The organism is Actinomycetota bacterium (assembly GCA_035540895.1).
Taxonomy (GTDB): Bacteria; Actinomycetota; JAICYB01; order JAICYB01; family JAICYB01; genus DATLFR01.
On the sequence record DATLFR010000085.1, the window covers coordinates 1 to 13,610 of the forward strand.

General features: G+C 71.5%; 15 protein-coding genes. 1 reads left to right on the forward strand and 14 read right to left on the reverse strand.

Annotated elements, in window-relative coordinates; all coding sequences use genetic code 11:
- The 12 genes from VM840_05085 to thyX form a co-directional block, all read right to left on the reverse strand.
- A partial coding sequence (locus tag VM840_05085; GenBank protein HVL80948.1) for a hypothetical protein occupies positions 1-226 on the reverse strand: 226 nt, incomplete at its 3' end.
- Positions 226-453: an AtpZ/AtpI family protein gene (locus VM840_05090; GenBank protein HVL80949.1), complete on the reverse strand. Its 228-nt coding sequence runs from the start codon at positions 451-453 to the stop codon at positions 226-228. The genes VM840_05085 and VM840_05090, both read right to left, overlap by 1 nt.
- A 76-nt stretch (positions 454-529) precedes the next feature.
- Positions 530-1,717 carry an MraY family glycosyltransferase gene (locus VM840_05095; GenBank protein HVL80950.1) on the reverse strand — a complete coding sequence of 396 codons (1,188 nt, stop codon included), beginning with the start codon at positions 1,715-1,717 and terminating at the stop codon, positions 530-532.
- On the reverse strand, positions 1,718-2,977 hold the full coding sequence (gene glyA / locus VM840_05100) for a serine hydroxymethyltransferase (GenBank protein ID HVL80951.1): 1,260 nt from the start codon (positions 2,975-2,977) through the stop codon (positions 1,718-1,720).
- Positions 2,978-3,002: 25 nt separating this feature from the next.
- Positions 3,003-3,701 carry a hypothetical protein gene (locus tag VM840_05105; protein ID HVL80952.1) on the reverse strand — a complete coding sequence of 233 codons (699 nt, stop codon included), beginning with the start codon at positions 3,699-3,701 and terminating at the stop codon, positions 3,003-3,005.
- A gap of 29 nt (positions 3,702-3,730) precedes the next feature.
- Positions 3,731-4,327, reverse strand: coding sequence for an L-threonylcarbamoyladenylate synthase (locus VM840_05110; GenBank protein ID HVL80953.1), 597 nt, complete (start codon positions 4,325-4,327; stop codon positions 3,731-3,733).
- Entirely contained in the window at positions 4,324-5,163 is an 840-nt protein-coding gene (gene prmC, locus VM840_05115; protein HVL80954.1) for a peptide chain release factor N(5)-glutamine methyltransferase, read from the reverse strand. The genes VM840_05110 and prmC overlap by 4 nt, the downstream gene beginning before the upstream one ends.
- Positions 5,156-6,232, reverse strand: coding sequence for a peptide chain release factor 1 (gene prfA / locus VM840_05120; protein ID HVL80955.1), 1,077 nt, complete (start codon positions 6,230-6,232; stop codon positions 5,156-5,158). The genes prmC and prfA overlap by 8 nt, the downstream gene beginning before the upstream one ends.
- Before the next feature lie 31 nt (positions 6,233-6,263).
- Positions 6,264-6,662: a hypothetical protein gene (locus VM840_05125; GenBank protein ID HVL80956.1), complete on the reverse strand. Its 399-nt coding sequence runs from the start codon at positions 6,660-6,662 to the stop codon at positions 6,264-6,266.
- 10 nt (positions 6,663-6,672) lie between these two features.
- Entirely contained in the window at positions 6,673-8,877 is a 2,205-nt protein-coding gene (locus tag VM840_05130) for a heavy metal translocating P-type ATPase (protein ID HVL80957.1), read from the reverse strand.
- 17 nt (positions 8,878-8,894) lie between these two features.
- Positions 8,895-9,788, reverse strand: coding sequence for a DUF1385 domain-containing protein (locus VM840_05135; protein ID HVL80958.1), 894 nt, complete (start codon positions 9,786-9,788; stop codon positions 8,895-8,897).
- Positions 9,788-10,699, reverse strand: coding sequence for an FAD-dependent thymidylate synthase (thyX, locus tag VM840_05140; protein ID HVL80959.1), 912 nt, complete (start codon positions 10,697-10,699; stop codon positions 9,788-9,790). The genes VM840_05135 and thyX overlap by 1 nt, the downstream gene beginning before the upstream one ends.
- 55 nt (positions 10,700-10,754) lie before the next feature.
- Between thyX and mgtE the strand changes: the two genes are divergently transcribed.
- The gene (gene mgtE, locus VM840_05145) at positions 10,755-12,056 is read left to right on the forward strand and encodes a magnesium transporter (GenBank protein HVL80960.1); all 1,302 of its coding nucleotides are present in this window, start codon (positions 10,755-10,757) and stop codon (positions 12,054-12,056) included.
- Between the two features lie 3 nt (positions 12,057-12,059).
- Here mgtE and rpmE read toward each other — a convergent pair whose 3' ends face one another.
- Positions 12,060-12,290 (reverse strand): 50S ribosomal protein L31, encoded by a 231-nt coding sequence (gene rpmE / locus VM840_05150; GenBank protein HVL80961.1) that lies wholly within the window; start codon positions 12,288-12,290, stop codon positions 12,060-12,062.
- Positions 12,290-13,610, reverse strand: a 1,321-nt coding sequence (gene rho / locus VM840_05155; GenBank protein ID HVL80962.1) for a transcription termination factor Rho, incomplete at its 5' end; no start/stop codon positions are given. The genes rpmE and rho, both read right to left, overlap by 1 nt.

A 13,610-nucleotide genomic window follows, 5' to 3' on the forward strand; every position in this document is an offset into this window, starting at 1 on the left:
CCACCCATCCCGCGTACGCGGTGGCGGCCGCGGCCGGACCGAAGACTCGGGCCCAGGCGGTGGACGCCACCGAGAGCAGCTGGTTCACGAGGATGACGCCGGCTCCCACCGCGACCGACGCGGCCGCCTGCCGTCCTCGCAGGGTGCCCGCCGCGAGCAGCAGGAGCAGGACGAACGGGACGGTCGCGACCAGGCCCCGGCGCAGCAGGTGGACCTCGTGACGCATCACTTCGCCTCGCTCTCGGCGACGAACCGGCGGTACATCAGGTAGATCCCGGCGAAGTTCCCCACGAGCGCCCCGACCACGGTGAAGACGCGTCCTGTGCCCACCGCTCGGTCGAGGAGCATCCCCAACCCACCCCAGAGAAGGACCCCGGTGATGATGTAGCTGACAGCCGACCAGCCTTCGCCGATGGCGCGATACAGCTCCCGGGAGTCGCGCGAGGGGGTCAAAGCGCGGTGAAGTCTACGGGATCCCTCGGGGGGCTGTCGATTCGGGGGGCGGACCGCTTGTGAATCCACGCACAAACTATACGCCGGGGCCCGGCTGCCGCGCCACTCCCCGGGCCTGAGGCTCGGCGGGCCCGGGGGAGGGCTCCGTCCACTCACGGTCGCCGTTCCCGTTCCCGCCCCGCCACAGAGGGGTGAGCGTGGCCACGGCGATGGTGCCCCCGGCCACCGCGAAGGCGAGCAGGAACCGCCCCAGGGGAAGGACCGCAGCGACGACCAGGCCCCCGGACAGCAGCAACGCCCACCCGTACATCACGAGCACCGCCTGGCGATGGGAGTGTCCGAGCCTCATGAGCCGATGGTGGATGTGCTCCTTGTCCGGGGTGTATATCGGCCGTCCGGTCGCCAGGCGTCTGAAGACGGCGAAGAGCAGGTCGGTGATCGGGAGGGCGAGGAAGACGATCGGCGTGAACACCAGGGGGAGCGCCACCCGCCCAACGGCCTCCGGGGTGCCGGCGAACCGGCCGATCACCGAGATGGTGGCTCCCGCGAGCAGGAACCCCAACGGATACGCCCCGGAGTCCCCCATGAAGATCCTGGCCGGGTTGAAGTTGTACCGGAGGAAGCCGAGGCAGGCTCCGAAGAGCGCGACCGCGACCAGCGGCGCGATCGGGTCCGGACCGAGGAACTCGCCCGGGAGCTGCAGCGACCAGACGAAGAGCGCACCCGCCGCGATCGCCGTCAGCCCGGCGGCCAACCCGTCGAGCCCGTCCACGAAGTTGACCGCGTTCATGAGGAAGACGATCCAGAAGATGGTCAGGATGGCCGAGACGTCGGGGGACAGGTACAGCACCCCCACCCCCGGGAGCCAGAAGTAGGAGAGCTTCACTCCCGAGATGAACAGGATCCCGGCGGCGAGGACCTGACCGGCCAGACGGGCCCCCACCGATATGTCGTGGCGGTCGTCGGCGAGGCCGATGAGCAGGGGGATCATCCCGCCCACGAGCAGGCCGAACACCTCGCTGAACCGGAAAGCGCTGCGTATGGCGGGGAACGCCGCGGCGGCCGCGAAGGCCGCCAGGATGCCCGCGTAGATGGCGAGACCGCCGATCGTGGGGGTGGGGGCGTGGTGGACCTTTCGGTCCCTGGGGATGTCGACGGCGTCGATGCGGACGGCCAGCCGGCGTACGAACGGCGTTACGGCGTACGTCACGAGCAGCGCTACGAGAGCGACGATCGCGTACTGCCCGACCGGGGGGCGCGGCATCTACAGGTGGACGTCGAGCTCGGGGTAGGCCGTGAACCGTCCGGTCAGGTCCGCGACCTCGGATCGGGCCCACGAGGCGGTCTCCTCGGAGCCGTCGCGCAGCACCCTCCCGATGATCCGTCCGACGGCGACCATCTCGTCCGGACCCATCCCGACGGTGGTGACGATCGGCGTCCCGACCCTTATGCCCGACGCCACCGCCGGGGGGTGGGGGTCGAAGGGGATCGCGTTCTTGTTCACGGTCACGCCGACGCGGTCCAGTCGCTCCTCGGCCTCGGCTCCCGTGAGCCCCACGGGTGTGACGTCCGCGAGGACGAGGTGGGTGTCCGTCCCCCCTGACACGATGCGCAGACCCTCCTCGGCCAGCGTGGCCGCGAGCGTCCGGGCGTTCTCGACGACGGTGGCCGCGTAGCGCTGGAACCCGGGCTGCGAGGCCTCCCGCAGGGCGACGGCCTTCGCGGCGACCACGTGCATCAGCGGGCCCCCCTGGAGCCGGGGGAACACGGCCTGGTCGATCTTCTTGGCGTGCTCCTGCTTGCAGAGGATCATCCCGCCCCGGGGGCCGCGCAGGGTCTTGTGGGTCGTGAAGGTGACCACGTCGGCGTGCGGGACCGGGGACGGGTGGGCGCCACCCGCGACGAGACCGATGAAGTGGGCGGCGTCGCACATGAAGATGGCCCCGACCTCGTCGGCGATAGACCGGAAGGCGGCGAAGTCGAAGACCCGGGGGTAGGCGGTGGCGCCGGCGATCATGACCTTCGGCCGGCTCTTGAGCGCCACCTCACGCACGCGGTCGTAGTCGATCGTCTCCGTGCCCTGCTCGACCCCGTACGCCGCCACCTCGTACAGTTTCCCGGAGAAGTTCACGGGCGATCCGTGCGTGAGGTGGCCGCCGTGGGCGAGGCTCATGCCCAGGAAGGTGTCCCCGGGCTGCATGAACGCGAGGAAGACGGCCATGTTGGCCGAGGCCCCGGCGTGGGGCTGGACGTTGGCGTGGTCCGCGCCGAAGAGCGCCTTCGCGCGCTCGATCGCGAGCGTCTCCGCCTCGTCCACGAACTCGCAGCCGCCGTAGTAGCGGCGCCCGGGATACCCCTCCGCGTACTTCGTCGTCAGCCATGTCCCGAGCGTCTCGAGGACGGCCGGGGAGGGCAGGTTCTCCGACGCGATCAGGTTCACCTTGCCCCGTAGCCGCTCGAGCTCGGAGACGACGATCTTCGCGATCTCCGGGTCGGCGGCGGGGATGAACCGAGGTCCACTCATGGGCTCCTCCTCTCCACGCCGTCGGTCAGGTCGCCCGTCGAGCGCTCCGCGGCCGCGCGTGCGCGGCCTTCCGGGTCCGCGCCGCCTTCTTCTTGGGCGCGTCGGACCGGGGGTCGGGTCGCGGACCCACGACGAGCCGCATCGCATCGATCACGAGCAGCCTCATCACGCGCGCGAACGTCCTCCACCCGTCCGGGTGAACCGCGTCCGGTTCGGGGATGTCGAAGTCCTGCGGGCGCAGGTCCCCCCAGAAACCGTGGTCGGAGCGCGCCCGGCGCCGCAGCTCGTGCGCCGCCTTCACCCGGTCCCTCATCCGGTCGGCCGTACCTGCGTACAGGATGGCCGGCCGCGACGGCGCTCGCCTCGCGTAGTGCACGAACTCCTTCAGGGTGAAGCACCTGTCCCACGAGTCGGGAACCAGGCTCCAGACGTGGGAGGCCTGGTCCCAGCCGATCGCGATGATCAGGTCGGCCCGGCGGCAGTCCTCCGCCGTGACCGTGCGCGGGCGGTGGGAGCCGAGGTCGAGCCCGAACTCCGCGGCGAGGCGCCTCGCCTCGTCGGTGGGGCCGCTCTCGTCGGAGACGGTGGTCCCGGCGGACACGACCCGCCAGCCGCCCCCGTCGAGCTTCGCCAGCTCCTCGCGGGCGCAGGCGGCCGCGAACGGACTGCGCGAGGTGTTACCCGCGCACACGAACAGGATCTCGAACGGATCGGTGGTGGACATGCTTCCCCTCGGTCGGGCCGGGAAGGAGTCTACCACCGCCCCGGGACGTCCCCGAGGGCCTCCCGGACCTCCTCCAGCCCCATGGCGCCGGCTCGCAGGACGACCGGCTCCGGACCCGTCAGGTCCACCACCGTCGAGGCGGTGCCGGCGGGGGCCGGGGGACCGTCCAGGTAGGCCTCCACGCCGTCCCCGAAGACCCCGCGCACCCCTTCGAGGGTGTCCGGGGTCGGCTCGCCCGACCTGTTGGCGGACGTGGTGGCCAGAGGTCCACTCAGCTCCAGGAGCTCCAGCGCGACCGGGTGGTCGGGGACCCGGACGGCCACCGTGCCGCCGGTCGCCCCGAGGTCGGGCAGGGCATCGCGGGCGCGCAGGACCAGCGAGACCGGACCGGGCAGGAGCCGCTCGATCCGCACGGACTCGGGCACCCGGGCGACGCGCGACACCGACCCCGCGGACGCCACCATCACCTGCAGCGGCTTCCCGCGCTCGCGGCCCTTCAGCGCGAAGAGCCGCTCGATCCCGTCTGGCCGGTCGAGACGGGCCCCGAGCCCCCAGACCGTCTCGGTCGGGAACGCGACCACGAGACCCCTCTCGAGCGCCTTGAGCGCCTCGACCGCCTCGATCACCGGGGCCCCCGGGCCCACACGACGCGCGGGCGTCCCGTGTGGTCGTCGCGGACACCCGAGGCCTTCCATCCCGCGACGAGGGTACGGACCCGCTCGGCCTGCTCGGGCGTTCCGACCTCGAGCGCCAGGACGCCGTCGGAGGCGAGGGCCTCCCCGGCCTCCCCCACCAGGCGCACCAGCACCTCGTCGCCGTCCGGACCCGCGAAGAGCGCCTGCGCCGGTTCCCGGAGCACGTCGGGCCCGAGGAGGTCGGAACGGCCCTCCGGCACGTAAGGCGGGTTCGACATGACGAGGTCGATCGACCCTCGCAGGCGCCGCGGGACGGGTCCGAGCAGGTCCCCGGGGACCAGGCGCACGCCCGGCGCGTGACGCGCCACGTTGCGGTCCGCCCAGCGCAGCGCGTCGGGGGAGATGTCCGTCGCCCAGACCTCGGCTCCCGGACGTTCCCGGGCGAAGGCCACGGCGACCGCGCCCGTGCCGGTGCCCACGTCCACCGCTCGCTGCGATCCGGATGTCAGCTCGAGGGCGACGTCGACCAGCGTCTCGGTCTCGGGGCGGGGGACGAGGGCCCCCGGACCGCACGCCATCTCCAGCCCCCAGAACACGACCGACCCCGTGATGTAGGCGAGGGGCTCGTGGGAGGCGCGTCGCTCGATCAGGGCGTCGAGGGGGGCAACCTGGACTGGATCGTCCAGGCGGAGCCACAGCTCGGACCAGGCGATGCCCAGGCCGTGGGCGGCGAGCCGCTCGGCATCCGGACGCGGCGACCCCACCCCGGCGTCGGACAGCACCTGCGTCGCGCGCCGCAGCCAGTCCCGGAGGGTGGCGTCAGGCACCGCCGAGCGCGGACTCCGCGTCCGCGTGCCGGAGGGCTTCGACGATGTCGTCGATGTCTCCATCCATCCTCTGCGACAGCCCGTGGACGGTGAGCCCGATCCTGTGGTCGGTGATCCGGTTCTGCGGGAAGTTGTAGGTGCGGATCTTCTCGGACCGGTCTCCCGTCCCCACCTGGGACCGCCGCGCGTCGGCCACCTCCGCCCGGGCCTGCTCGTCCGCGCGCCGCTGGAGCTTCGCGGCCAGGAGCCCCATGGCCCGCTCCCGGTTCTGACGCTGACTGCGCTCCGACTGGCACGCGACCACCTCGCCGGTCGGGATGTGGGTGATCCGGACCGCCGAGTCCGTCGTGTTCACGTGCTGCCCCCCCGGACCCGACGACCGGTACGTGTCGATGCGCAGGTCGTCGGGGTTGATGTCCACCTCGACCTCGTCGGCCTCCGGCAGGACCGCGACGGTCGCGGTCGAGGTGTGGATGCGGCCGGACGACTCCGTCGCCGGGACGCGCTGGACGCGGTGGACCCCGGACTCGTACTTCAACCAGGACCAGGCGCCCTTCCCGCGCAGCTCGAAGACGACCTCCTTCACCCCGCCCACGTCCGCCTCGGACAGGTCGAGCACCTCGACCGCGTAGCGGTGGCGTTCGGCGAACCGCTGGTACATCCGGAACAGCTCGCCCGCGAACAGGGCCGCCTCGTCCCCACCGGCCCCCGCCCTGATCTCGACGATCACGTTGCGCTCGTCGCGGGGGTCCCGCGGGGTCAACAGCTCGACGATCCGCGCCTCGAGGCTCGCCGCCCGGGCCGCCGCCTCGGCGGCCGCGGCCTCGTAGTACTCGCGCTCCTCGCCGCCGGATGCGTCGCGGACGAGGTCGCGGGCCTCCGACTGCTCGAGGACGGCCTTCTTGTACTCCGCGTAGGCGCGGACCGGCTCCTCGAGCTCGGACACCACCTTGCCGAGCTCGGCCGAGCGCGCGTAATCGGACGCCACCTCCGGCGTGCCCAGCTGCTCGAGGAGCTGGGCATGCTCGGTGGCCATCGCGTCCAGGCGGGAGCGCAGGGCTTCGTCCATGCCGGACAGGATATCTACGTGCCGTGGGGCGCTAGTCGCGCGGGCGGCGCAGGCCGTCGAGGAAGCCGAACAGGTTGAGGGCCACGATCCCGCCCCAGGAGGCCAGGATGCCTTCGAGGTCGGCGGTCGCTCCGGCCACGGCGACCACCGGGGTGCCCAGGATCAGCGTGGCGAGCGCGTACCTCTGTCCCCGCGTGAACCTCCCGTCGCGTCCCCGTCGCCGGCTCGCGACCCTCTCGTCGATGCGGCGGGTGAGCTCGACGTCGACACGGTCCACGAACGACTCGACCAGGTCGGCCTCGTAGGCGGGACCGAGCTCCCGGCGGGCTTGGATCGTCGACAGGAGCTCCTCCTTCAGGGAGCGGTCCTGCAGGAGGGCGGCGCGGATGGGGGCAGCCACGCGAGAGGGGGTCCTGCGTCGCTCTGCCATCCCGGCCAGTCTACCCGGCGGGCATCCGGCGCAACCTGAGCGAGTTGCCGACGACGCTGACGCTGGACAGCGCCATCGCCACCCCCGCCCAGGCCGGGCTCAGGCGCCACCCGAACGCGGGGTAGAGGAGCCCAGCCGCCAGCGGGATCAGCGTCACGTTGTAGACGAAGGCCCAGAACAGGTTCTCGAGGATCGTCCGGTAGGTGCGTCGAGCGAGCCGGAGCGACCGGACGACGCCGCGCACGTCCCCGGAGACGAGCGTGATATCGGCCGCTTCCTTCGCCACGTCGGTACCGGTCCCCAGGGCGATGCCGAGGTCCGCCTCGGCGAGGGCCGGCGCGTCGTTGACCCCGTCCCCCACCATGGCCACCGCTCCGGCACCGCGCAGCGCGGCGACGGTCCGTGCCTTCTGGTCCGGCATCACCTCGGCGCGGACCTCCGAGATCCCGAGATCCGCCGCCACCGCCTCGGCGACGCGGGTGTGGTCGCCCGTGAGCATCACCACGCGGAGCCCCATGCGCCCGAGCTCGGCGACGACCTCGGCGGCGCGCGGCGCCACCTCGTCCGCTACCCCGACGAGCCCGGCGACCGTCCCGTCGACGGCGACCGCCATCGAGGTGTACCCCTTGCCGTACAGGTCCTCGAAACGCGCCCGCAGGTCGTCGGTAGCGTCTATCCCGAGCTCGGACAGCAGCGCCCTCGTCCCGACCACCACCCGCCGTCCCTCGACCACCGCCGATACCCCGCGTCCGGCGTGGGCCTCGAACGAGGTCGGCTCGGGATGCTCCTCGACCGCCGCAGCGATCGCCCGGGCGATGGGGTGCTCGGATCGGGCCTCGGCTCCCGCCGCGAGCCGGAGCACCTCGTCGCTCGTCCACCCGTCCATCGCCACGACGGCGCTCACCACGGGACGTCCGGTGGTGAGGGTGCCGGTCTTGTCGAACACGACCGTGGAGATGGCTCGCGCGCGCTCGAGGGCGGGGCCGCCCCTGATCAGGATCCCGCGGCGCGCGCCCGTCCCGGTCCCGACCATGATCGCGGTCGGGGTGGCGAGGCCCATCGCGCAGGGACAGGCCACGATCAGCACCGAGACCGCCGCGACGAGCGCGTGGTTGAAGCGCGGTTCGGGCCCCGCGATCATCCACGCCACGAACGAGACGGAGGCGATACCCAGGACGACGGGGACGAAGACCGCGACCACCCGGTCGGCCAGCCTCTGGACCGGAGCCTTCGCGCTCTGCGCCTCCCGGACGAGCCGGGCGATCTGGGCGACCGCGGTATCCGCTCCGACCTTGGTCGCCCGGACGGTCAACGACCCCATCGCGTTGAGCGTCCCACCCGCCACCGTGTCCCCGGGCGCCTTGTCCACCGGGATGGACTCCCCGGTGAGGATGGCCTCGTCCACGGCGCTCGTGCCCTCCGTGACCACGCCGTCCACCGGGATCCTCTCCCCCGGACGCACCACGACGAGGTCGCCCACCACCACCCCGGGAGCGGGTACCTCCTCGGTGCGCCCTCCCCGCACGACGCGGGCGGTCGCAGGCGTCAGCTCCATCAGCGACCTGATGGCCTCGGACGCCTTCGCTCGCGCCCGCGACTCCATCCACCGGCCGAGCAGGATCAGCGTGATGATCACGGCCGCGGCCTCGAAGTACCCCTGGGGCATCGCCCCGGTCGCGCTCACGAACCCGGGTGCGACCGTGGCCGCGACCGAGTACCCGTACGCGGCCAGGGTGCCGAGAGCGACCAGGACGTTCATATCCGGCGATCGCCCGCGCAGCGCGGCGGCGGCCCCGCGCAGGATGGGCCAGCCGGCCCAGAACTGGACCGGGGTGGCCAGAGCGAGCTGGACCCACAGGTGCTCGTGGAGCCACGCGGCTCCCGGGACGGCCGGCACCATCGTGGCCAGGAGGGGGACGGTGAGGACGGCCGATACGACGATCCGCGTCAACAGGGCGCGCTCGTACCTGCCGCGAGCGGCGTCGGCCGCCCGGGCCGCCTCCGCGTCGTCGACCCCCTGGTAGTCGTACCCGGCCCGCTCGATGGCGGCCCGCAGCTGGTCCGGGGTGACGTCGCCGGCGACGCTCGCCTGGCCGGTGGCGAGGTTGACGTCCGCCTCCCGGACCCCGTCCACGGCCGTGAGGGCACGCTCCACGCGCGCCACGCACGACGCGCAGTGCATCCCGGAGATGAGGACGGTGGTTCGATCGGACATGGAGCGAGTATATACCCCTAGGGGGTATCTGCGCCGGGGGTCTCCCGGGCGAGCAGCTCCTCCATCGAGACGAGCGCCACCTCGACCTGGTCGTCGGCCGGCTCGCGTGTGGTCACGCGCTGCAGGAGCAGGCCGGGAAGCGTGACCAACCTGACCAGAGGGCTGCGCGGCCGGCGAGCGGCGAGGCGCAGGACCTCGTAGGAGACGGCGGCCACGAGCGGCACCAGCAGGACGCGGGAGCCCAGCCTCCACCACAGCGGCTCCCGCCCGACGAACGCGAAGACGACCACCGCGACGATCATCACGAGCATGAGGAAGTTCGTGCCGCACCGGACGTGAATCGTCGAGAAGCGGCGAACGCCCTCCGGGGTGCGTGGCGCCCCCGCCTCGACGGCGGCGATCACCTTGTGCTCCGCGCCGTGGTATGCGAAGACGCGCCGGATGTCGGAGATCCTCGAGATGAGCAGCACGTAGGCGAGGAGCATCCCTATCCGGACCGCTCCCTCGACGAGCTCCCGCACGACGCCCCCCTCCCCGGCCGGGACCACGAGGGCGGGGAGGAGGACGAAGACGGCGACGAAGAACAGGAAGGCGACGGCCAGGGCGCCCCTGACCTCACGGGGGGTCGGCGCGGCCTCCTCGCCGGCCGATCGGCGGGCCGCTATGGACATCGCCCGCATCCCGACGCTCATGGCATCGGCGAGCGCGATCACCCCGCGGATGAGGGGACGGTCCAGCCACGGGTACCGGCGGGCCAGGTCCCCCGCGGGGTGCGACTCCACGTGGATGCCGCCGTCCGGGCGCCGGACGGCCACCGCCCACCAGCGGGGGGACCGCATCATGACGCCCTCGACGAGGGCCTGTCCGCCGATCGCGTGACGGTCTACGCCGGGAGGGACGTCCTGCCCCACTACACCTTGCGCCAGTCGGTACGGGCGGCGTAGGTGCCGTCGTCCAGCTGGGTGACCCGGTAGTCCTCGAACAGCATCGGCTCGACCCGGCTGAGGCAGAGGAAGATCCGGAAGAAGAGGTCGCGGATCTCGATCTCCGCGTGGGCGTCGGTGCGCATCTCCACCATGTGGCGCCACGCCCTCACGTTCCCGGACATCACGAGGAGCGTCTCCGCCTCGTTGGGGAGCACGGACCGGGCCGCCTGCTGGACCCTCTTGCGCAGATCCGTGCGGCGCTCGCCGCCGAGCATCGGGCTCCCGTCGGTCTGCAGGGCCTGGAGCTCGTCGGCGACCTCCTCGTACTCCCGGGCGGCCGCGTCGATCCGCTCGCAGAACCGCTTGTGCAGGGACGGCACGTCGCGGTACTCGGGCCTCTCCACGAACCTCAGCACCTTCCCGGACACGAACCGCTGGGACAGCTGCGAGTAAGCCGTCCCGGCCCGGTGGCGGATGATCTCGTGGGTGTTGGACCGGGAGATCCCGTAGCAGAGGAACGTGAACGTCGCGTGCTCGTAGACGGACCCGTGCCCCGAGGAGCTGAGATTGTCGAAGTACCGCTTGGCGTCGGCGTTGTAGGTGCGCTTCGGTCCGAAAGACGCGTAGCAGACCTGTCCCGCCGTCTTCAGCAGACGGGACGCCGTCGGGAGCTCGGTCGGGTCGTCGAGGTAGCCCGGGAACCCCAGCTCTTCGTCGAACCCCTCGAGGAAGGGCCGCATCCCGGACAGGTCGACGTCGGGCTTCGACAGCATCACCACGCCCGCGTGCTGGAGGTACGGCGTGCCGGCCGGGGTGCGGTGGACGTCGCTGTGGAGCTGCGGGAAGCCGTTGGACACGTCGCCGCCGAGGCGCTCGAAGAGGTCGTGGGGGTCCATGTGGGGGCAGTCTAGTGGGGCCTGCCGACGCGCGCCTCACTTAGCATGGCGCGAGATGGACATCGAACAGACCCAGCGCCACCTGGGGGAGATGAGCCCCCACGAGATCGCGGACGAGCTCGAGCGGCTCGACCGCGAGGAGCGGGCGCTCGCGTTCAGGCTCCTGCCTCGGGACCGGGCGCTGGAGGTGTTCGAGGACCTCGACGCGCCCCTCCAGCAGGAGCTGCTCGAGGCGCTGCGGGACGAGTCGGTGCGCCGCCTCTTCGAGGAGATGGACCCCGACGACCGGGCCCGACTCCTCGACGAGCTCCCGGCGAAGGTGGCCAAGCGCCTGGTGGCGGGCCTCAGCCCGCACGAGAGGGCGCTGACCTCGGTCCTGCTCGGCTACCCCGAGGAGTCGGCCGGCCGGATCATGAGCCCGGAGTACGTCAACCTGCGGGCCTCCATGACCGTCGAGGAGGCCCTCGCCAAGGTGAGGCGGGCCGGCCAGGAGGCGGAGACGGTCTACGCGCTGCCGGTCACCGACGACCAGAGGCGCCTCGTGGGCGTCGTCGGTCTCCGCGCGCTCGTCCTGGCCAGCCCCCAGATGCACGTGTCGGCGCTGATGACGCCCAAGGAGGAGGTCGTCTTCGGACGCGTGACCGACGACCAGGAGGACGCGGCACGACTGGTCGGCGACGCCAGCCTGATCGCGCTGCCGGTCGTGGACTCCGAGGACCGCCTGGTCGGGATCATCACCTTCGACGACGCGATGGCGGTCCTCGAGCGCGAGAGCACCGAGGACGTCGCGCGCGCCGGGGCCTCGCAGCCCCTGGACCGCCCCTACCTGGCGTCGTCGCTCTTCCAGGTCGCCCGCAGCCGCGCCATGTGGCTGCTGCTGCTCGGCGTGGCGGCCACGCTCACGGTCAACGTCCTGCAGTACTTCGAGGACACGCTCGACGAGGTCGTGACGCTGGCGCTGTTCATCCCGCTGCTCATGGGGACCGGGGGAAACACGGGCGCGCAGTCGGTGACGACCATCGTGCGGGCCATGGCGCTGGGCGAGGTGCGTTTCGGCGACGTCCTCAGGGTGATCTGGCGAGAGGCGCGCGTAGGGATACTCCTGGGAGCCATCCTCGGCGTCCTGGCATTCCTGCCCGTCAGCATCTTCTTCGACGGGGACCTGGCGCTCGTGATCTCGCTCACGCTGATCAGCGTCTGCACGCTGGCCGCGACGGCCGGCTCCCTGCTCCCGATGCTCGCCAAGCGCGTGGGGGTCGACCCCGCGGTCGTGAGCGCGCCGCTCATCACGACCTTCGTCGACGCGACCGGGCTCGTGATCTACTTCCTGATCGCCAAGGCGATCCTGGACCTCTAGCCGCTACTTCTTCTTGGCGCCCTTGCGCATCGCGTCGGTCTTCTCCTGACGGCGACGGAAGCGATCGACCCGGCCCCCCGTGTCCACGAACTTCTGCTTGCCCGTGTAGAAGGGGTGACACTCCGAGCAGATCTCGACCTTTATCTCCCCCACCGTCGAACGGGTGAGGAAGTCGTTGCCGCAGGCGCAGTGCACGCGGCACGTCCCGTACTGAGGGTGGATCTCGGACTTCATCAGCTGCTCCCTGGGTGCTTGGCTATCTCTTTGAGGAACTCGGCGTTGGACTTCGTCTGCTTCATCTTATCGATGAGCAGCTCGATGGCCTGAGCCGCGTCGAGGGCGTGGAGCACTCGCCTGAGCCTCCAGGCGAGCTGGAGCTCCTCGGAGGACATGAGCAGCTCCTCCTTGCGGGTCCCCGAGCCCTCCACGTTGATGGCCGGGAACAGCCTCTTCTCGGCGAGGCTGCGGTCCAGGCGCACCTCCATGTTCCCGGTGCCCTTGAACTCCTCGAAGATGACCTCGTCCATCCTCGAGCCCGTCTCGACGAGGCAGGAAGCGATGATCGTGAACGACCCGCCCTCCTCGATGTTCCGGGCCTTCCCGAAGAACCGCTTGGGGGCTCCCAGCGCGGTCGAGTCGATACCGCCGGACAGGATCTTCCCGGACGCGGGGGCGGCGAGGTTGTACGCGCGCGCCATCCTGGTGATCGAGTCGAGCAGGACGACGACGTCCGTCCCGCCCTCGACGAGGCGCATCGCACGCTCGAGCACCAGCTCCGAGACCTGGATGTGGTCGTCCGCGGGCCGGTCGAAGGTCGAGGCCACGACCTCGGCCGCCTTGACCGTCCGCTTCCAGTCGGTGACCTCCTCGGGCCGCTCGTCCACGAGCAGCACGATGATGTGGCACTCGGGGTTGTTCTCGATGATCGCGTTGGCGATCTGCTTGAGGACGGTGGTCTTCCCGGCCTTCGGGGGGGAGACGACCATCCCGCGCTGCCCCTTGCCGATCGGGCAGACCAGATCGAGGATCCGCTCCGTGTACCCCTTCGGGTCGTTCTCGAGGCGGAGCCGCTCGTCGGGGAAGAGGGGCGTCTGCTTGTCGAAGGCCGGCCGCTGACGGGCCCGGTCGGGGTCCATGTTGTTGATGGCCTCGATCCGCAGGAGGGCGTAGTACTTCTCGCTCTCCTTCGGGGGCCGGATGAGCCCGGTGACCTCGTCCCCGCGGCGGAGCCCGAAGCGGCGGACCTGCGACATGGACACGTAGACGTCCTCGTCGGAGGGCAGGTAGCCCTGGGTGCGCAGGAACCCGTACCCGTCCGGGAGCACGTCGAGGACGCCCCGCCGGTACAGGAAACCCTCCTCCTCGGCCCGTGCGCTCAGGATGCCCGTGACGAGCTCTTCCTTCGTCAGGCCCTCGGGGTCGTCGATCTTCGCCTCGTCGGCGAGCTTCAAGAGCTCCGCGATGTCCTTCGACTCGAGCTCGGCCCGGTCGAGATCGACGTTGGTCTCCTGCTCCTCGTTATCGACGTCGGGGAACCCGTGGTCGATGTCGCGG